Here is an 18130-nt window from a genome sequence, read left to right on the forward strand (position 1 = left end):
CTCTCGGCCGACCGCGCACGCGGCGCGGCCCTTCTTCAGGGACCATGCAGCATGATGCCCAGCGCCTTTCTCGCCCGCCTCACACCGGCGCGGCGCGCCTTTGCGGCAGCGGCGGTCGCCTCGGTGGCGGCAAACGTCCTCTCCCTCGCCGGGGCCTTCTACTCGGTGCAGATCTTCGATCGCGTCTTTGCAAGCGGCAGCCACGAGACGCTGCTCGTGCTCTCGGTCCTGTTCGCGGGACTGCTCCTGGCGCAGGGCGTGTTCGAGCGGATCCGCGGCGGGCTGATGGCCGAGGTCGGCCGGTGGATGGAGGCGAGCCAGTCGCCGGCCATCCTGCGCTCCGCCATGCGCCGTCAGGCCGACGCCGCCGCGGACCTTCGCGATCTCGCCACCGTGCGCAGCACCATGACCGGCCAAGGCTGGACGGCCGTGATGGACCTGCCGTGGTCGCCACTGTTTGTCGCCATCCTCTCCCTGGTGCATCCCTGGCTCGGTCTGCTCGCCGCGGCAGCGGGTGCCCTGCTGCTCGCCCTGACGGTGGGTCTCGACCGGTGGACCCGGTCGCAGGTCCGCGCCTCCGCCCCGGACCTCGTGCGGGCGCAGCGCCTCATATCGGCGGCATCCCGGGCCGGCGATGCCGTGGAGGCGATGGGCCTCTCCGCCAGTGTCGCCGCGACTTGGGCCGAGCTCAGCGCTCCGGGTCAGGCCCGCGTGCACCGTCTGGCGCGGACGGGCGCCACCGTCCAGGTGGCCGCCAAGGTGGTGCGGCTGGCGGCCCAGCTCGCCGGGATGGGGCTCGGCGCCTATCTGGTTCTGGACAACCATCTGACCGCCGGCCTGCTGGTCGCGAGTTCCATCCTGCTGGCGCGCGCGCTGGCGCCCGTCGAGCAGGTGGCCGCCGCCTGGCGGTCCTTGCAGGACGCCCGCGAGGCGCTTCGCCGTCTCGATCGGACCGAGGCGGAGGGCGCCGGCGACAAGCACAGCCTGGCGCTGCCGGACTTGGCCGGGCACGTCGCCGTCGCCGGCCTGTCGCTCGCCCTGCCGGGTCTGCGCCGGCCCATCCTCGACGGCATCACCTTCGACCTCGAGCCCGGCCAGTGCCTCGGCATCATCGGCCCTTCCGGCAGCGGCAAGTCGAGCCTTGCCCGGCTCCTCCTCGGCCTTGCCCGCCCGTCCGGAGGCGAGGTCCTCCTCGACGGACTTCCCGCCCCCATGTTCGACCACGACCGGTTCGGCAGCCAGATCGGCTACCTGCCCCAGGACGTGCAGCTCTTGCCGGGGACCGTCGCGCAGAACATCGCCCGGTTCCGGCCGGCGGACCCGGACAGCATCGTGGCGGCCGCGACGGATGCGGGGGTCCACGCGCTGATCCTGTCCCTTCCCAACGGCTACGACACCCTGCTTCAGGAGGGCGGCGCGCCGCTCTCCGGCGGGCAGCGGCAGCGCATCGCGCTTGCCCGGGCCCTTTACGGAAACCCGCGGCTGCTGGTGCTCGACGAGCCCGACAGCGCCCTCGATGCCGTCGGCGAGCAGGCGCTGGTGCGGACCGTCGCGGCGCTCCGCCAACGGGGGACCACCACCATCCTGATCGGCCATCGCATGGCGGCTTTCCGGACCGCCGACATGCTTCTGGTGCTGCGGGACGGGCGCATGGAGCGCTTCGGCCCGCGTGAAGCCGTCATCCGCTCGTTCCAGGCGAGAACCGGCGCCGCCCTGCCCGTCGATCCCCGCCGACACACGCTCCAGACCGCAGAGGCCTGACCATGCTTCGATTGGCTTTCACCCAGCCCGTAGACACCGCGCCGGCCCTCGACCCCGACGGCGCGCCCTCGGTGACCGGCCACATCCTGGCCGTGGCCCTTGCGGCCGCGACGCTCTTCGGCGGCTTCGGGCTCTGGTCCGCCGTGGCGCCGCTCGCAAGCGCCGTCATCAGCGGCGGACAGCTCCAGCTGGAGCGGGACGCGCACCCGGTCGCCCATATCGATGGCGGGCTGATCGCGTCCGTGCGGGTTCAGGAGGGCGACAGGGTCGCGGCCGGCGACCTGCTTCTGCGCCTCGACGACGTGACCGCGCGCGCCAGCCTTGCCGCGCTGGAGAGCGAGCGCGAGGCCCTGGAGGCCCGGCGGATCCGGCTCGCCGCCGAGCGCGACGGCCTCGATCGGCCCGCCTTCGATCCGGCCGAGGCCGGCGAGGCGGCGGTCGCGGCCGAGATGCGCATCTTCGTGGAGCGACGCCTCGGCCGGGCCGGCCAGGCGGCGATCCAGGCGCGGCGAAAGGCCGAACTGATGATGGAGACGAAGGCGTCCCGGGCGGCGCGCGACAGCCTCGACGACCAGCTCGCGCTGATGGCCGAGGAGCTGAGCGGGGCCGAGAGCCTCGCCCGCAAGGGGTTCTATCCCAAGTCCAGGCTGCTTGCCCTGCAGCGCGCGGAAGCCGGCCTTCGCGGAAGCCTTCTTGCCGAGGAGGCGCAACTGGAGCAGGTGGCCGAGGAGATCCTCAAGGTCGACCAGGAGACCGAAGCGCTTCGCCAGGACCACCTGAGCGCCGTGGTGACGGAGATCGCCGAGGTCGAACGCCGGCTGGCCGATCTCGACCACCGCCGCCAGCCGCAAAGCGCCCTCCTCGCCCGCCGCAACGTGGTCGCGCCGGTGTCCGGACGGGTCCACGACATCGCCTTCGCCACAGAGGGCAACGTCGTGTCGCCAGGGCAGCGGATCCTGACGATCATTCCGGACGACGGTCGCTTCGTCATCGACGCCCGCGTGAGACCCCAGGACATCGACAAGCTCCATGTGGGCCAGGAGGCCCGCATCCGCTTCCCCAGCCTGCCGTCCCGCCTTTCGCCGGAGATCGGCGGCACGCTCGCGACCCTGGCGGCCGACCTTTCCGTCGATGCGAAGACCGGGGCGGCCTACTACAAGGCGCGTATGCAGGTCGACCCGGCCGCCCTCGCGACGGTTGGCGAAACGGCGGCGCTGGTCTCCGGCATGCCGGTCGAGGCGCACATCACAACCGGGCAGAGAACGCTGTTCGACTATCTCGTTCAGCCGATGACGGACTTGCTGGCGCGCGGCGCCCGGGAGACTTGACCATGACCCACATGCGTCAAACACATGTCAAAAAGCTGCAGAGCGTGCAAGATTGATCCCTCCGGATGCCTACGGGTGGTGATCACAACAGTAGGGATCGGCAATGACGCGGGCGGTCGAGTGACCTTGCACCCGTATCGGCCCACGGTCCCCGCCGAGTTTTTCAACGAATGGGTTACAAGCAGACATCGTTCTCCGGTGTCCGACTCCTCCGACCTATCAATCCCTGGGGTGCCTGAGGGCTTCGACGACGACCTTGAAGGCGGGGAGATTCTGCCGCCGGCTGGGATAGTAGAGATAGTAGCCGGGGAAGGTGGGTGACCAGTCGTCCAACACGATTGTTAAACCGCCTTTGGCCATCGGGACCGTCGCTAAGTCCTCGGGGACGTACGCGATGCCGTAGCCGGCGAGGGCCGCTTCCACCTGACGGGACGAACTGTTGAAGGTCATCGGCCCGCCAACCTTCACCCGGAGGTCCTGGCCGTCTTTCGAAAACTCCCAAACGTATGCGCCGCCCGAAGCCGAATGGCGAATGTTGATACAAGCGTGGCCGACGAGGTCCCGCGGGTGCTGAGGAATGTGCCGTCCGGCGAGGTACGCCGGAGAAGCGACAGCCACGAGGCGCCAATCCGGTCCGATACGGTAGCCTCTCCCGATCAGGGCTGAAGGACACCGACTTGTCGCATCGACCTTTCACACGTGCTCTTCCGTTTATGCTGGCCACCGCCGCGATCACATCCGTACAGGCAGAAGGCATCTCCATATCCCCCAACGGACCGGACATCGGTTTCCGGTCCGTCCGAGACCTTCACAGGCGTGGTGACGGTCACACCGCTCTTCGCCGCTAACGAGCAGAGCGACGCGACCGAAGCCGAAGAATCGACGGATGCCATCCGGTCTGTCGCCCCGGCCCCGGACGATTTCAGAAAAGGTGCCACTCGATCGAGCGTGGCCGCTGGACCCTTCCCCGCCTCACGTCGCGCGGCCGCAGCAATGAGGGCGGAGGTGCTCAACTCAGTCGCTCCAACGCCAATGCGATCCCTTGGCCGCCGCCGATGCAGAGCGTCACGATACCCCGACGAAGCCCGTCACGGCGCATGGCATGGAGCAGACGGGTCACAAGCACCGCCCCCGTCGCTCCGATCGGGTGACCATGGGCGATGGCGCCGCCTTCCGGATTGATGATGTCGAGTGGGATGCCAAGTTGGGCGGCGACGGCGAGAGGTACGGCCGCGAAGGCTTCGTTGATCTCGAACCGCTCGACGTCCGCCAAACTCCATTCGGCGCGATCCAGCACCTTGCGAACCGCCGGAACGGGACCGATTCCGAACAGGCCGGGCTCCACGCCAGCGACGGCGGATGCAACGAGGCGGCCGATCGGCTCGATCCCGTTCCGTTCGGCATAGCTCCTCTCGGCCACCACCATGGCCGCGGCGCCACTGTTGAGCCCGGGCGCATTGCCTGCGGTGATTGTTCCGCCGTCACGAAAGGCCGGACGGAGCCGGGCGAGAGACTCGGCCGTCGCATCGGGACGGGGTGCCTCGTCGGTCGAGAAGACGACCGTTCCCTTGCGGCCTTGGACTTCCAACGGGACGATCTCGGCCGCGAAGCGTCCGGCGTCGCGCGCCGCTGAAAATGCCTGCTGCGACCTCGCAGCGAAGGCATCCTGCGCTTCCCGGGTGAGGCCGGCACCGATCACAAGGTCTTCCGTATGCCAACCGGAATGCCGGGCTGAGAAGGCATCCTCCAACCCGTCGACGATCACGGCGTCCAGGATCCCCGCGTTGCCCATACGGTATCCCCACCGGCCTCCACCGAGGAGGTAGGGGGCGCGGTCCATGTTCTCCATGCCACCCGCGATCCCGACGTCCACTTCGCCGGCCAGGATCTCCAGGGCGACGGAGGCAATGGCCTGCGCGCCGGATCCGCAGACCCGGTTCACCGTGAGCGCCGGGACTTCGACGGGCAGGCCGCCGGAGAGGGACGCCTGCCGGGCGGGGTTCATGCGGTTCCCCGCCTGCACGACGTTGCCCATGACCACAGTGCCCACACGCTGCGGATCAATGCCGCTGCGAGCGACCGTTTCCGCGATCGCCCGAGCGCCGAGCGTCGTCGCAGGGACCTCCTTGAGGCTGCCGCCAAAGCCGCCGATCGCGGTACGGACCGGGCTGCAGATCACGATTTGCCGATGGGTCAAGGTTCAGCTCCATTGTCTGGTTTTAGGACGGCACCGCTCCCTCCGGTCGTGAAGCAGAGCGACTTTGCGCTTCAGACGCCCAAGGCATCGATCCTCGCGCCTTGTCGTTGTCGATGCAGGCCGCTTCGGCGATCAGGTCGTTTGTGCCGAGCCAGCGTTCGTAAGGGACCGCATTCGAGACCTTTCGTCTGTCCAGCCCATCTGGCCGCACGAAAAATCGGATGGCGACGCGTCAGGGGACGGACGGGCAGCCTATAGCCGTGACCGCGACGGCCTATTCGGCAGCCCGGGATAGGATGAGAAAGGCCGTCGCCGGCTCTTGCAAAGCAGGCATGGAAGGCGGCTTGACCGCCTCCACTCGCTCGACGGTTTCGGGGGCGGATGCGCTCGGCCTGATCCGGAACCACGTGGCATAGAGGGCGGGGAGGAACAGGAGGATCAGCACGGTTCCGACAGCGGTTCCTCCAATGAGGGTATAGGCCATCGATCCCCAGAAGACGGAGTGGGTCAGCGGAATGAAGGCGAGGACCGCCGCGAGCGCCGTCAGGATCACGGGCCTCGTCCGCTGCACGGTCGCCTCGACGACGGCGTGGTAGCCGTCCAGGCCCGCGTCGCGGTTCTCCTTGATCTGCTCCGTCAGGATGAGCGTGTTCCGCATCAGGATCCCGGCCAGGCCGATGAGACCCAGGATGGCATTGAATCCGAAGGGCTGGTTGAAGGTGAGGAGTGCCGGGACGACACCGACCAGACCGAGCGGCGCCGTGAGCAAAACCATCCCCATCATCGAGAAGGAGCGAACCTGCAGCATGATCACGATCAGCGTCACGGCGATCATCACGGGGAAGATTTTCCCCAGGGCCACGTTGGCCTTCTCCGCCTCCTCGATCGAACCGCCCATCTCGATGCGGTAGCCGTTCGGCAGGCTTGCGATCAGCGGCTGAAGGGCTGTCATGACGGCCTTCGACACTTCCGGCGGCTGGGTCTCCTCGTTGATGTCCGAGCGGACGGTGATGACGGATGCCCGATCACGGCGCTTGAGAACGGGATCCTCCATGCTGATCTCCGACCGGCCGATCTGGTCCAGGGGGATCTGGCGCCCGTTCCAGCTCATCAGCGAGAAGTCGGCGAGCCGTGCCGGGTCGAGACGCTCTTTCCCGCCGCTGCGGGCCACGACGGGCACGTTGCGGATGTCCTCGCGCACCTCCGTGACCGGGATCCCGCTGAGGAGGAACTGAAGCTGCCGCCCGACCTCGGCCGTCGACAGGCCGATCTGGTTCAGCCGATCCTGGTCCGGAACGAAGCGGACGACCGGTGACCGGTTGCCCCAGTCGCGGTTGGCCTGTCGCACATCCGGGATGCCACGCATGATGGCAAGCGCCTTCTCGGAAATGTCGGAGAGAACGGCGGGATCCGGACCCATGATCCGAAACTCGACCGGAAAGGCCGTAAAAGGACCGAACACGAGTTGGGTCACGCGTACGGCGGCTTCGGGGGCGAGCCCTTCCGAAACAGCCTCACGCAGGCGATGCTTCAGCGCTTCGCGGGCTTCGGCGTCGGGCGTCAGGACGACGATCTTGGCAAAGGCGGGATCTGGCAGCTCCGGGGACATCGCGAAGAAGAAGCGCGGCGCACCCTGGCCGACATAGCTCGTGACGATCTCCGCCTCCGGCTGATCGGCGAGCCACGCCTCCAGCGTCTCGACGGTGCCGGTGGTCGTCTCGATGCTGGTGCCTTGCGGCAGCCGCACTTCGACGAGGACCTCGGGCCGGTCGGAGGTCGGAAAGAACTGCTGCTTGACGCCGCCCATCCCGACAACCGCCAAGCCGAACGCGATGGCGACCACGGTGCAAGTCATGACCTTGTGGCGGACGGCGAAGGCGATCACGGCCCGCAGGCGACGATAGCCCGGGGTGTCGTAGATCGCGTGCGTGCCGCCTTCGACCGGCTTGATGTCGGGCAGCATCTTGACCCCAAGGTACGGGGTGAAGACCACCGCGACGATCCAGGACACGATCAGCGCGAAGCCGACCACCCAGAAGATGTTGCCGGCATACTCGCCCGCAGCGGAGCGGGCGAACCCCACTGGAAGAAAGCCGGCGATCGTCACCAGCGTGCCGGACAGCATCGGCGCGGCGGTATGGCTCCAGGCGTAGGCCGCGGCCCTGATGCGGTCCATGCCCTCCTCCATCTTCACCACCATCACTTCGATGGCGATGATCGCATCGTCGACGAGGAGGCCGAGGGCGAGGATGAGGGCGCCGAGGGTGATGCGGTCGAAGAAGCGCCCCGTCTCCAGCATGATGAGGAAGACGACCGCGAGCGTCAGCGGCACGGCGGCCGCGACTACGATCCCCACGCGCCAGCCGAGGCTGAGCAGGCTGACGAGGAGCACGACGCCGAGCGCCATCGCGAACTTCAGCATGAACTCGTCGACGGCATTGGTGATGTTCACCGCCTGGTCGGACACCTTCGCGAGCGCGATCCCGAGCGGCAGTTCCTTGGCGATGGTCGCCGTCCGATCTTCCAGATCCTTGCCGAGGGTCAGGCCGTTCCAGCCCTGCTGCATGACAACGGAGAGCATGACGGTCGGCTCACCCTGATGCCGGATGAGATAGGTGGCCGGGTCCTCGTAGCCGCGCCGCACGTCGGCAACGTCGGAGATCTTCAGCGTCCGCCCCCCGACCACGAACGGGGTGTCGGCGATCGCCTGAACGCCATCGTAGGCGCCGTCCACGCGGATGAAGACCTGAGGGCCGCTGGTTTCGATGGACCCGGCCGGGGTCACCGTGTTCTGCCGTTGCAGAGCGGCGATGATATCCTCAGCGGAAGCGCCGAGGGTGGCGAGCCTGCCGTGGGAGAAGTCGACGAAGATCCGCTCCGGCTGCTCGCCCAGGATGGTGACCTTCTTGACGCCGGGGACATGAAGAAGGTCCTGGCGGATCGTCTCCGCTTGGCGCGCCAGCTCGCGCATAGGCATGCCCTTCGCCTTGAGGGCGTAGAGCGCGAAGCTGACGTCGGAATACTCGTCGTTGACGAAGGGGCCGCGCACGCCCGGAGGCAGCTTGCGGGCCTCGTCGCCGAGCTTCTTGCGCGCTTGGTAGAACTCTCCCTCCACTGCGGAGGGTGGTGTGCTGTCCTTCAAGGTGAGGATCAGGTAAGCGGCCCCCGGCCGGGTCGTGGTCTCCACCCGATCGTACCAGGTCAGTTCCTGGAGCCGCTTTTCCAGCGGCTCGGACACCAGGTCCTGCATCTCTCGGGCGGTGGCGCCCGGCCAGACCGCCGTGACGGTCAGAGTCTTGATCGTGAAGTTGGGGTCCTCGGCGCGGCCCATGACGACAAAGGCGTAGATGCCCGCGGCCACCAGGAGAAGGATGGAGAACAGGGTCACCGCCCGCTCCCGGACGGCGATCGCGGAAAGGTTGAGGGTCATTGGGCGCTCCCGCTTTCCGCAAGGGTCCTGACGCGGGCGCCGTCCTGCAGAAGGTGTGCGCCAAGGGAGACGACGATGTCATCCAGCCTCAAGCCCGTCACGACGGCCGCCTCGTCCGTCATCCGGACGAGGCGGACCGGGCTGAAGCGGACGGTCGAGGTCGTCTGGTCGAAGGTCCACACCCCCATCCGCCGGCCGTCGTCGAGTACCGCCCCGAGCGGAACCTGAAGGTTCTCGGGGTTCGCATCCGTCGCGACCTCAATCGTGACGGTGGCGCCGAGCGGCGCATTCGCGGCTTTGCCTCCCAGAACATAGCGCGCCTCATAAGTCCGGGATTGGCTGTCGGCGGCGTCGGACAGTTGGCGCAGTTCGGCCTTGAAGCGTGTTCCTTCGGATCCGAAAAGCGTGGCGTCTGCGACGGAGCCGAGAGTCGGGCGAACGGTTTCCGGGAGCGCCACCACCGCCTCGCGCGGTCCAGCATGGGCAAGGCGGATCACCGGTTGACCGACGGAGACGACCTGGCCGGGCTCGGCCAAGGTCTCCACGATCGTGCCGTCCTCATCCGCGAGCAGAACGGAATAGGCGGCCTCGTTCTCCGCGACGCGCGCCTCGGCCTCCGCGGCGGCCAGGCGCGCCTTGCCCGTATCGAGCGCCGCCTTGGCCTGCTCGTAGCGCTGCATCGAGGTCCAGCCGTTGCGAACGAGGTCGGCTAAGCGGCTCTCGTCGGCCTCAGCCTGGAGGACCACGGCGCGCGCCGCAGTGACCGCATTGCGCCGCGCAGCCAGCGCGAGCCGCAGATCCACGCTGTCGATCCGCATCAGCGGCTGTCCCTCGACGACACGCTGGCCAACCCCGACAAGCCGCTCGACGATCTTTCCGCCCACCCGGAAGCCGAGATTGCTCTGGACACGCGCCGCGACCACGCCGGTGAAGTCGCGCTGCAGGCCGCTCACCGCGACCGGTGCGGCGAGCCTGACGATCGGCGGATCGAGGCGGGCGTCGGCGACGCCAGCCACCTCCGCCGAATGGAGAGGGAACACCGCCCATGCGGCGGCTGCCGATAGGACGGCGAGGACGCTGCCGACGAGGACTGCCGACCTTTTCTTCATGACACGCGCCTCGACCTTTTTAGATTGCGTTCGACAGCTATATGATATATAGAATGCGAACACAATCTAAATTCGGAGGTCAGGATGCGTGTGAGCCGAAGCCAGGCCGCTGAGAACCGGCAGACCGTGATCGACGTCGCAAGCCGCTTGTTCCGGCAGCACGGCTTTGACGGGATCGGGCTGAAGGACCTGATGGAAGCGGCCGGCCTGACCCAGGGCGCCTTCTACAAACAGTTCGAATCCAAGGAGGATCTCGCGGTCCACGCTTCGGAGCGCGCGCTGGAGAGAACCGCCGAACGGTGGGAGACCGAGATCGCCGCGCACCCCGAAGATCCCTTGGGAGCCGTGCTTTCCCTCTACCTCAGCCAAGGTCACCGTTCGGAAGTCGCCGAAGGATGCCCGATCGTAGCGCTCGGAGCCGATGCCATCCGCCATGGCGGCGACGTGAAGCGGTCGTTCGCGGCGGGCGTGAGGAACCGTCTCAATCGCCTGCGCGACCTGATCGGCGAAACCCATCCGCAGGATGCCGACAGCAAGGCGCTGGCGGTGGCATCCCTGATGATCGGCGGCCTGATGCTGACCCGCCTGTTCGAGGAGGCCGAGTTGGCCGACGCTGTCCTGGAGGCTGCCAGCGAGGCCGCCCGCGAGATCGCTTCCGGCTGAACGGGCGGCCAGACACCATTCAGCAGAAGTGGACTTGGTGCGCAGAAAGACCTCGTCCGGCAGAGTCTCCACAGAGGCTCAGGGTTGATGACAGACTCTTGGGCAAGCCCGTTCCGGCGGCGAACCTCGCAATGTTGTCGTCGCCGGGCGCTCCGGTTGGCGGCGACCGCGACGGCAGGAAGGCCTAAGGTTCGCATGGGGACATGACCTTGGACTTGGGTGAAGAGGGCTGCCTGGCCGATCGGCGCGTGTGGCCGACCGGCGAGTCTGGCCAATCGTCAGACGTGACTGCAGGGTACCGGCAGGGTTTCAGTCGGGGCGTGTGAAGCGCTGTTCATAAATAGGTATTCCTGCGCACCCGGATGGCGGACGTAGGTGGGCTGCATGTTGGTATTGGCATCCTCGATCATGAAGTCGAAGCGGAGGTCGCGCTTGCGGCCGGTGGGCTCGGGGCCCATGCCAAACGCACGAGCATGTCGCGGTCCGCGGCAGCCCGTGCGGCCTTGAGTTCGACGAGCATGCCCGCAGCCGTGGTCGCCGCCACGTCCGCAGCCAGGGCGCGCTTCAACGGATAGGTCTCCACGAGGGCACTCAGGTGCGCGAACACCATGTCGATCTGCTCCAGTTCGCCGACCTGATGCCGCGCTGCCTCGCGGTACCCGGCCTCTTCCGGCCGTGGCGCGAAGACCATCTCGCGGCCTGCGCATCCCACCAGCTTCATCCAGCAACCGGCAGCCGCACCGAGGACCACATCAGTCAGGACGTGCATCAGGAGGAGCATCCGACCGGTCATGTTCTGAGGGAACAGCGCGCCGAACCAGCCGCCGGCGGCAGGTCCCTCTGTGGCACCCAGCACAAGGCCTGTTGCGAACAGGGTCGACGTGTCCGTCTCCAGGGCGAACATCGCGGCCGTGGCGATCAACCAGCAAAGCAGGAAAGCGACCCCGGCGAGCGTGGTGCCCACGGCTATGCGTCGCCGGGTCTCGATCTGATCCGTCGCGTGCATCAGGCTCGACAGGACGTAGCTGGCCAACACGACCGGGGTTCCATAGCTCAAGGCCAGAAACCAGTTGGTGGAGATGTCGACCGAGACGCCGCTTGCCCGAGCGTAGAGCGCAATGATCAGAACGCCGGCGCCGAGCAACGCCAGCCGGGCGGCGCCGAAGGCCACGAGCGACACCCGCTCGCCGATCGACGGCCGGAACTGAGGATCCGGCACGGTCCTGGTCTTCGCGTGGCGCTTCTGAACGCCAAGGAGAATGTCCTCCAGCCCCTGAAGCCTCCGCACCGCCGCCGCTCGACGATCCGTCATCGTCTGCAGGCGTGTCCTGGCGGCCGCATATGCCGATGCATTGCGGCCATCGAAGACGGCGCCTGCCAACCGGCGCGCGGCAGCCTCCGGATCTTCCGCGCCGAGGCAACCGGAGAGGTCGGATCGGCTGACCACCACGTCCTCGATGGCAAGGTCCAAGGCGTCCACGGGGGTCATGGTGCCGGGGATCAGAAACGGTTCGGGTGAAAATCGGTTCATCGGATGTCTCCCGCGATTGCGTGCACCCTCAGGCTGACGAACCGGACCCATGCCCGGCAAAGGGACCTTGAAGGGCAGCGCGAGCGCAGATCCGGAAAGGGGTCGGCCAGGTGGCATGAGGCTCGGAAACAGACGGAAACTGAAGGACGAGCCGCAACAGAGGACGCGCCTCACCCCGGCAACGCCGCGCTCCGATGGTTCGGGCGCGGCGTTGCCGGCGCTGGTCTGTCGCCGGGTGCTCCGGGTCGGATCCGATCGCCGCGGTGCCAGGCCCGCTAGATCCCCGGTGGTCGCCAGATCGGTCCGGGTATGTTGAAGGGCCGTGCTGGCGGCTTGGTCGGTCCGGCCGGCTTGGGTGGCGGATTGGCCGCCGGATTGAAGTGCGGCGTCGGACGCGGGATCGGACCCGGACGGCGGGGCGGTTGCGCCGAACCAACCGCCGGGCGCATCGGCTGGATCATTCTCGGCGGTGGCCGCTGGGAGGCATGCGGAGCGGTTGGCAACAGGCTCGCCACCAGGCCAAGGCCAATCGCCAGGACCCGTCGGCGGGTCAGATCGGTCGACATGGAGGCCTCCTCAGTAACCGTAGACGAACTGGCGGAGACCTTCGTAGATCTGCATGAAGGTCTGCGGGTCGTCGCGTGCCACGAGCATCAGGCGCTTGGCATCCATCGCACCATCGGCGGCGAGCCGCGCCATGTCGCTCTGCGCCCGGATCATGCTGCGGTTGAGGGCCGTGATCTCGGCCGGCACGTCGAAGATCCCCTGTTGCGTCTGGCGCCGGCGCTCGTCTGTCCAGGCGGTCAGCACGTCCAAACCGGCGCTCAATCCGAAGGTCATGAGAACGCGCGTCATGTCCGTGTCGGACATGACGATTCCGCGCGCCACGGGGGCGAGCTGCGGATCCAGCATGGCTTCGGCATCCATGCCGATCCGGTACCATGCATCGGGGGCCTCCAACGCGGAGATGATCGGCAGCAGGCGGAGCATCGTGCCGATCTTGTCCGCGGAAAGTCGCCTCATGTCTCCCGCGAAGAGCGCTTGGAAAAGCTCAGGATTCCGGAAACGTTGAAAATCCGGTGCGGTCGAGAGGGTCGGCGGGCTCTGGGGCGGAACGGTCGAGGGTTCCGCCGGCCCGACCGTCGCGGCCTGGAGTGACAGCGCCAAGAGCGCGGCGAACGAAGTTTGGTTCAGAAACGGCATGTCTCACCGGTCGGTTCGAGGCGTCCGCGGGGTGCGGAAGACGCGCTCCCCTTCATTCCCCGCGGCACCGTTTCGCGTCCCGGGCAAACCGGGCGACCGGCGGACTGCCGTGCAGGAATCGGCCCGTCGCACCGGCCCCCACGCCGGAAATCACCGGACGACATCCAGCAAGGGACGGTCTCGACCGGACGCGCCGCGGAACGGGACACCGGGCGGGTGACGAGCCGACACCTGACCGGCGGCTTTGCCCAAATGGATTTCCGGTCGTTTCCCGCCGCGGGCTCGCGCCGTCCCACCGATGCCCTTTGCTGGAGGCACCCGGCGTTTGGGAGGGTGGAGCCGTTCAACGCGCCAGGAGAATTCGACCATGCTCCGCAGCACCTGCCTTGCCACTGCCGTTGGCGTGATGCTCCTCTCGGCTCCCGGTTTGTCGGCCGCCACCGAGCGCATCATCGTTCTCGCCCCGGACTATCCTCTGGCCGATGCCGAACAGATTGCCGACATGCTGGGCCGCACGGTCCTCGGCGGCCTGGCCCCCGGCGACGGCCTCACGGTCATCGAGGGAGCCTCCGGGCGCACGATCGTGGACGCTCGGGTGCCGGACGAGCCGATCTATGCCACCCACCGTCGCCAGCTCGCGCGGGTGCTCCAGCCGGCCTGGACGGAGCTGCGGTCCCACCTGACCGGGGCCGCCAAGCGGACCGAAACGCAGGACCGCACACGACCAGGCTCGCAGGTCGACCTGCCGTCCGTGGTGCAGAACCTCGGCTATGCGGCTGCCCGCGCGCCGGATGTCCTCGTGATCGGCAACCCGCTCCACCATGACGACACGATGCCGGCGACTTCGTTTCGCAGCGGCTACCCGACCGCCGGCTATCTGGCGCTTACCCGCTCCACGTCGCCGCTCGGCACGGACGGCCTCAGTCTTGCCGGCGTCAACGGCATCCACTTCTGCGTGACGAGCAACAGCGCATTCCTGAACGCCGTCCACGAGGAAGGGGTGCAGCGGTACTGGTCGCTCTATGCCGAAGCGCTCGACACGCGGCTCTTGACCTACACCACGAGCTTTGCGGAATGCGCGAAGCGGTTCATGGCCGGCGAGGCCTCGGGCGCACGCACCTTCAGCGCTTCGGACGCGGATCGGGTCGCGATGATCGACGCATCGGTCTACTCAGATCTGCCCCCTGCCCTCCAGACGGAGATCGCGAGCGGGATCACCCGGTTCGAGAGCCTCGGCGTGTTCGATTGGGATGCCGAGGACGGCGACGTGGTGGAGATCATCGGCACCGACTTCCGGCAACGCGTCGATCTGCGCAACCGTCCCGAGACCGTGCGTGTGCCGATCACCCATGGTGCGCTTCGCGTGGTCGGGATCGCTGACGGAAACCGCGGCATCACGGTCGGCATCAAGACGGCGGACGACCGCATGATCGTGTCGGACACCATCGCCGTCGGCGAAACGGTGGACATCCCGCTCGGCAACCCGCGCCCGCCGGCCTTCTGAGGCATCGCCCGGGAGGCGAGACCCCGGCATGCCCGTGCCGAGGTCGCGCTCCTTGCCGAGCGGCATCCGCTCCCCGCCGCACGGCCCTTCCCCTTCGTCCATCAAAAGGAAACCCGAGCCATGACCGCCACCGTGGGCCATTCCCGCCATGACCCTCCGGCACAGTCCGGCCATGCCGTCGAGTGGCCGTTCGACCCCGTCGTTCCGGGCCCTTGGGAGGAAATGACACCCGAGCAGGCCCGCCGCTTCGTCCAGATCTGCAACCTCCAGCCGCCCGGCGGCATCGTCATCCCGGAAGTGGAGATGCGGATCCGCATGGTGGCGCCGCGCTTCTACCCGCGCGCCCGGCTGCTGGAAGGGGTGCTCCGATGGTCGCCCGAACACGTCGCGCTCTTCCGGATCGTCCTTTCCGAACAGGGAGCCGCCTTTCTGACCGGCATCAATCCCGCCGGTGCCCGGCCAGCCGGTCAGGTCCCCCGGCTGGACGATGTCGACCCGGGCGTCGTGACAGACTGGTTGCGTTTCTTCTGCGCCACAGTCCGCGCGGAGCAAGGTCCGTTCATCATCGTCGAGCGAGCGTCCGGTCTGCACTTCGCGCCCGACGTCGATCCGGCCCGACGGATGGAGATCGCAGCAGTCGTTCGGCCCGTCCGACGGCTGCGCCCCGTCGCGGGCGGCGCGGCGGCACGACGAAGCGCGTTCGTCCGCTACGGGTCATCCCTGTTCGAGGCAAGATTCAGCATCATGCCAAGCGGCCATGTGACGATGGACCACGACCGGCTCGTGGCGGAGGAAGTCTTCGTCCGGCCCGGGACCTATGAAGGCGTCTGGCACATCGTCGAGGCTGGGGGGCGACCGATCGGTTTGCCGGGGGTCGCCCGATGAGAGACGATCGTTTCGACCCGACAGCGATGGCCCCCGCCGGCTCCCACCCGGTCCGGCTGGCTGTCCGCCAGGGCGGACAGGCCGCCCCGATGGGCTTCGGCGTTCGAGCCCGCGCGCCCGGCGGGTCGGCCGAACACCCCCTCCTTCTCGGCGAGGAGACCCATGTGATGACGCTTGCACCGACCGGTGCCGGCAAGACGGTCAGCTGCACGGTGCCGGTCCTCCTTCAGTATCCCGGCCCGATCGTCATCTTCGACTGCAAGGGCGAGAACGCCGAAGTGACGGCCCGCCATCGGCGCCAGATGGGCCAGGAGGTGCTCGTGGTCGATCCCCTCCGGGTCACGCGCTTCACCCCGGCCCGGTTCAACCCGCTCGACATCGTGGAGCCTGACGCCCTTGACGCCCCGGAGGAGGCTCGCAGCTTGGCCGAAGCTCTCCTGCCCGACCGCTACGACACCCGCGACGCCTTCTGGCGCAGTCGCGCGACGCATTTTCTCACCGCGGGCATGTTGCACGCGGTCCATGACCTGCCGCACGGCCAGCGCAATCTGGTCGCCTTGCGCGACGTCGTTCACCGCCTGGGGCGGAGCATCAGCCGCGGCAATTTGGGTGGTCCACGGCCAACCGAGATCACCTCCCGCCATCCGGAGGTGAAGCGGATCAGCGAGGTCATGGACTTCGGCAGCACCGACACCCTTGGTGGCATGCTGCACTTTGCGATGGACGGCGTCGGCTTCATCCGGGGTCCCCTGATCGAGGACAGCCTGTCGGGAAGCGACGTCTCATTGAGCGCGATCACCGAAGGAGAGCCGCTGACGATCTACCTCGTGCTTCCGCCGCATCTGCTTCAGACACATCAGGCGCTGTTGCGGACGTGGTTCGGCGCCCTGTTCGCGGCGCTCTACAGGCGCCGCACGAGGCCGGCCTTGCCGACCCTCCTCATTCTCGACGAGGCCGCGCAGCTTGGGACATTCGATCCCTTGCGGACCGCGATCACTTTGCTTCGAGGCTTCGGTGTGCAGACCTGGTCGTTCTGGCAGGATCCGAGCCAGATCACCCGGCTCTATGCCGACCACCGGACACTGGTCAACAACTGCGGCCTCATCGAAGCGTTCGGGGCCAAAGGGCGAGCCGCGTGGACCCAGATCGGCGACTTCCTCGGAGAGGACATCAGCCGCTTCGGCGAGATCGGCCCGCAGGCCATGCTGGTCCAGCAGAACGGCAACCTGGAGGTGGTCCGGCGCATCGACTACCGCACCGACCCGGCGCTGCGACCGCTTGCCGATCCGAACCCGATCTACGCGACCGCGTCCGGGTCGGTGCGACGCCCGGCGCCGAGCCTGCCCCCTGCCGCGGACGCGCATGTAGAGGGGCAAGCGCCCGGCACCCTTTTCCAGTACGTGACCGAGATGGAGTAGGCGCGCGGACGCCGCGATCCGGAAACACCCGGAAAACGGGCGGGCACCGTGGACGATCGTCCGTGACCGTGTTGCTATGAATGCAGTCTGCCGGCCCATCGTGGGAGAGACGTCGATGCAGAAGAATCCGGACCACCTGGGTCAACCCGACCTTGTCCCCTACGTCAAGATCGTCTGCGACACTCTGAGGGTCGGACCGGATCACGATGCGAAAGGCGGCCCCCAGACCCTGGCGACATGGATCGTGAACCGATGGGGCAACACGGCCCGCATAGTGGATCGCAAGATCCCCACGTCGGACGAAGCCATTCGCGAGATCCTGTCCGGAGGCTACAAGCAAACGCGCACCGACCACGTGGAACACCTCCACTACGCCATCGGCATGCACGAATTCGGTCTCCTGCCCGAAGGCACCTGGATTCTGCGCGACGAGAGCGGTGGAGCGAGGCTGCGTGATCGGGAAAGTTTCGCGACGTTGGTGGCCGGGGCGCGACAGACTGCCAGGGATCCGCTGCGCCTCCTCAAGGAAAACGTGGTCCCTTGGGGGCCGTGGCTGAGCGTTGAGGCCCAACCGATCCACCGCCACGACCACGGACCGACGATCAGGCACATGATCGTCAGCGACGGCGACGAGCCTCCGCGAGCCGTGGCCCAGGAGGGGCTCCGGTTCAAGCCGGGCGCGGAGGTGGCCGTGCGGTTTCGCACGGCGGTCGATGGTCACGTCCTCCTGATCGCCCACCGCCATCCCAATCCGGATGCCGACGTCTCGGAGCGGTTCCAGGTCCTGAACGACTTTCCCAAGCTCGCCTGCAAGCGGAGCGAAGTCTATCGCGCGGGAGAGATCCGCACGACCAAGCCGTTCACACTGACACGATTCAACTCGTCGAACACACTCTACATCGTGAACTGGCCGCAGGTCTTGAAGCCTGCCGACTATGGTCTCACCGGGCTGTTCGCGGACGGAACGAAGGAGATCGACAGCCATCATCTGGCGAACATCGGACTTGCCATGGAACGGGGTGCGCGCATCGGTCTTGCCGACCCGCGCGCGCCCCGTGTCCTTGGCGGTAGGCAGTCCCTGATCATCCAGGACGAGTGACG

Annotated in this window: 12 protein-coding genes and 1 pseudogene; 7 read left to right on the forward strand and 6 right to left on the reverse strand. The window is 67.6% G+C overall.

Translation table 11 applies throughout. From position 1 onward, the window contains the following. Positions 1-51: 51 nt before the first annotated feature. On the forward strand, positions 52-1761 hold the full coding sequence (locus tag BUQ68_RS00190; protein ID WP_075213923.1) for a type I secretion system permease/ATPase: 1710 nt from the start codon (positions 52-54) through the stop codon (positions 1759-1761). A 2-nt stretch (positions 1762-1763) separates the two neighbouring features. Next, on the forward strand, positions 1764-3089 hold the full coding sequence (locus BUQ68_RS00195; protein ID WP_075213924.1) for an HlyD family type I secretion periplasmic adaptor subunit: 1326 nt from the start codon (positions 1764-1766) through the stop codon (positions 3087-3089). A gap of 219 nt (positions 3090-3308) precedes the next feature. Here BUQ68_RS00195 and BUQ68_RS00200 read toward each other — a convergent pair. From BUQ68_RS00200 to BUQ68_RS00215, 4 genes and pseudogenes are all read right to left on the reverse strand, one after another. Continuing rightward, a pseudogene (locus BUQ68_RS00200) lies at positions 3309-3731 on the reverse strand (LysR substrate-binding domain-containing protein); the annotation flags it as partial. Positions 3732-4098: 367 nt separating this feature from the next. Beyond that, the gene (locus BUQ68_RS00205; RefSeq protein WP_075213926.1) at positions 4099-5286 is read right to left on the reverse strand and encodes a thiolase family protein; all 1188 of its coding nucleotides are present in this window, start codon (positions 5284-5286) and stop codon (positions 4099-4101) included. Positions 5287-5560: 274 nt separating this feature from the next. After that, positions 5561-8716 carry an efflux RND transporter permease subunit gene (locus tag BUQ68_RS00210; RefSeq protein ID WP_083656033.1) on the reverse strand — a complete coding sequence of 1052 codons (3156 nt, stop codon included), beginning with the start codon at positions 8714-8716 and terminating at the stop codon, positions 5561-5563. Then, positions 8713-9825, reverse strand: a complete 1113-nt coding sequence (locus BUQ68_RS00215) for an efflux RND transporter periplasmic adaptor subunit (RefSeq protein WP_075213927.1) — start codon at positions 9823-9825, stop codon at positions 8713-8715. Before BUQ68_RS00215 ends, BUQ68_RS00210 begins: the two co-directional genes overlap by 4 nt. A gap of 84 nt (positions 9826-9909) precedes the next feature. Between BUQ68_RS00215 and BUQ68_RS00220 the strand changes: the two genes are divergently transcribed. Next, positions 9910-10488 carry a TetR/AcrR family transcriptional regulator gene (locus BUQ68_RS00220; RefSeq protein ID WP_075213928.1) on the forward strand — a complete coding sequence of 193 codons (579 nt, stop codon included), beginning with the start codon at positions 9910-9912 and terminating at the stop codon, positions 10486-10488. A 406-nt stretch (positions 10489-10894) separates the two neighbouring features. Here BUQ68_RS00220 and BUQ68_RS00225 read toward each other — a convergent pair whose 3' ends face one another. Both BUQ68_RS00225 and BUQ68_RS00230 read right to left on the reverse strand, forming a co-directional pair. Then, positions 10895-12019 (reverse strand): hypothetical protein, encoded by a 1125-nt coding sequence (locus BUQ68_RS00225; protein WP_139315109.1) that lies wholly within the window; start codon positions 12017-12019, stop codon positions 10895-10897. A 576-nt stretch (positions 12020-12595) separates the two neighbouring features. Beyond that, positions 12596-13222, reverse strand: coding sequence for a hypothetical protein (locus BUQ68_RS00230; RefSeq protein ID WP_139315110.1), 627 nt, complete (start codon positions 13220-13222; stop codon positions 12596-12598). A 367-nt stretch (positions 13223-13589) separates the two neighbouring features. Here BUQ68_RS00230 and BUQ68_RS00235 point away from each other — a divergent pair, with 367 nt between their 5' ends. The 4 genes from BUQ68_RS00235 (at position 13590) to BUQ68_RS00250 (ending at position 18128) form a co-directional block, all read left to right on the forward strand. Next, complete coding sequence (locus BUQ68_RS00235) at positions 13590-14726, forward strand: hypothetical protein (protein WP_075213931.1); 1137 nt, start codon at positions 13590-13592, stop codon at positions 14724-14726. A 120-nt stretch (positions 14727-14846) separates the two neighbouring features. Beyond that, positions 14847-15611, forward strand: coding sequence for a hypothetical protein (locus BUQ68_RS00240; protein WP_075213932.1), 765 nt, complete (start codon positions 14847-14849; stop codon positions 15609-15611). Then, positions 15608-17029, forward strand: coding sequence for a type IV secretory system conjugative DNA transfer family protein (locus tag BUQ68_RS00245; RefSeq protein WP_083656035.1), 1422 nt, complete (start codon positions 15608-15610; stop codon positions 17027-17029). The genes BUQ68_RS00240 and BUQ68_RS00245 overlap by 4 nt, the downstream gene beginning before the upstream one ends. 115 nt (positions 17030-17144) lie before the next feature. Next, on the forward strand, positions 17145-18128 hold the full coding sequence (locus BUQ68_RS00250; RefSeq protein WP_075213934.1) for a hypothetical protein: 984 nt from the start codon (positions 17145-17147) through the stop codon (positions 18126-18128). The last annotated feature ends 2 nt before the right edge of the window (positions 18129-18130 follow it).

It is taken from the genome of Mongoliimonas terrestris (assembly GCF_001927285.1).
GTDB lineage: Bacteria > Pseudomonadota > Alphaproteobacteria > Rhizobiales > Pleomorphomonadaceae > Chthonobacter > Chthonobacter terrestris.

What these genes read in the sequence shown, in the direction of transcription:
- BUQ68_RS00190 (WP_075213923.1), top strand. Translation starts at nt 52, where the DNA reads ATGATGCCCAGCGCCTTTCTCGCCCGCCTCACACCGGCGCGGCGCGCC.
- BUQ68_RS00195 (WP_075213924.1), top strand. Translation starts at nt 1,764, where the DNA reads ATGCTTCGATTGGCTTTCACCCAGCCCGTAGACACCGCGCCGGCCCTC.
- BUQ68_RS00210 (WP_083656033.1), bottom strand. Translation starts at nt 8,716, where the DNA reads ATGACCCTCAACCTTTCCGCGATCGCCGTCCGGGAGCGGGCGGTGACC.
- BUQ68_RS00215 (WP_075213927.1), bottom strand. Translation starts at nt 9,825, where the DNA reads ATGAAGAAAAGGTCGGCAGTCCTCGTCGGCAGCGTCCTCGCCGTCCTA.
- BUQ68_RS00220 (WP_075213928.1), top strand. Translation starts at nt 9,910, where the DNA reads ATGCGTGTGAGCCGAAGCCAGGCCGCTGAGAACCGGCAGACCGTGATC.
- BUQ68_RS00225 (WP_139315109.1), bottom strand. Translation starts at nt 12,019, where the DNA reads ATGAACCGATTTTCACCCGAACCGTTTCTGATCCCCGGCACCATGACC.
- BUQ68_RS00230 (WP_139315110.1), bottom strand. Translation starts at nt 13,222, where the DNA reads ATGCCGTTTCTGAACCAAACTTCGTTCGCCGCGCTCTTGGCGCTGTCA.
- BUQ68_RS00235 (WP_075213931.1), top strand. Translation starts at nt 13,590, where the DNA reads ATGCTCCGCAGCACCTGCCTTGCCACTGCCGTTGGCGTGATGCTCCTC.
- BUQ68_RS00240 (WP_075213932.1), top strand. Translation starts at nt 14,847, where the DNA reads ATGACCGCCACCGTGGGCCATTCCCGCCATGACCCTCCGGCACAGTCC.
- BUQ68_RS00245 (WP_083656035.1), top strand. Translation starts at nt 15,608, where the DNA reads ATGAGAGACGATCGTTTCGACCCGACAGCGATGGCCCCCGCCGGCTCC.
- BUQ68_RS00250 (WP_075213934.1), top strand. Translation starts at nt 17,145, where the DNA reads ATGCAGAAGAATCCGGACCACCTGGGTCAACCCGACCTTGTCCCCTAC.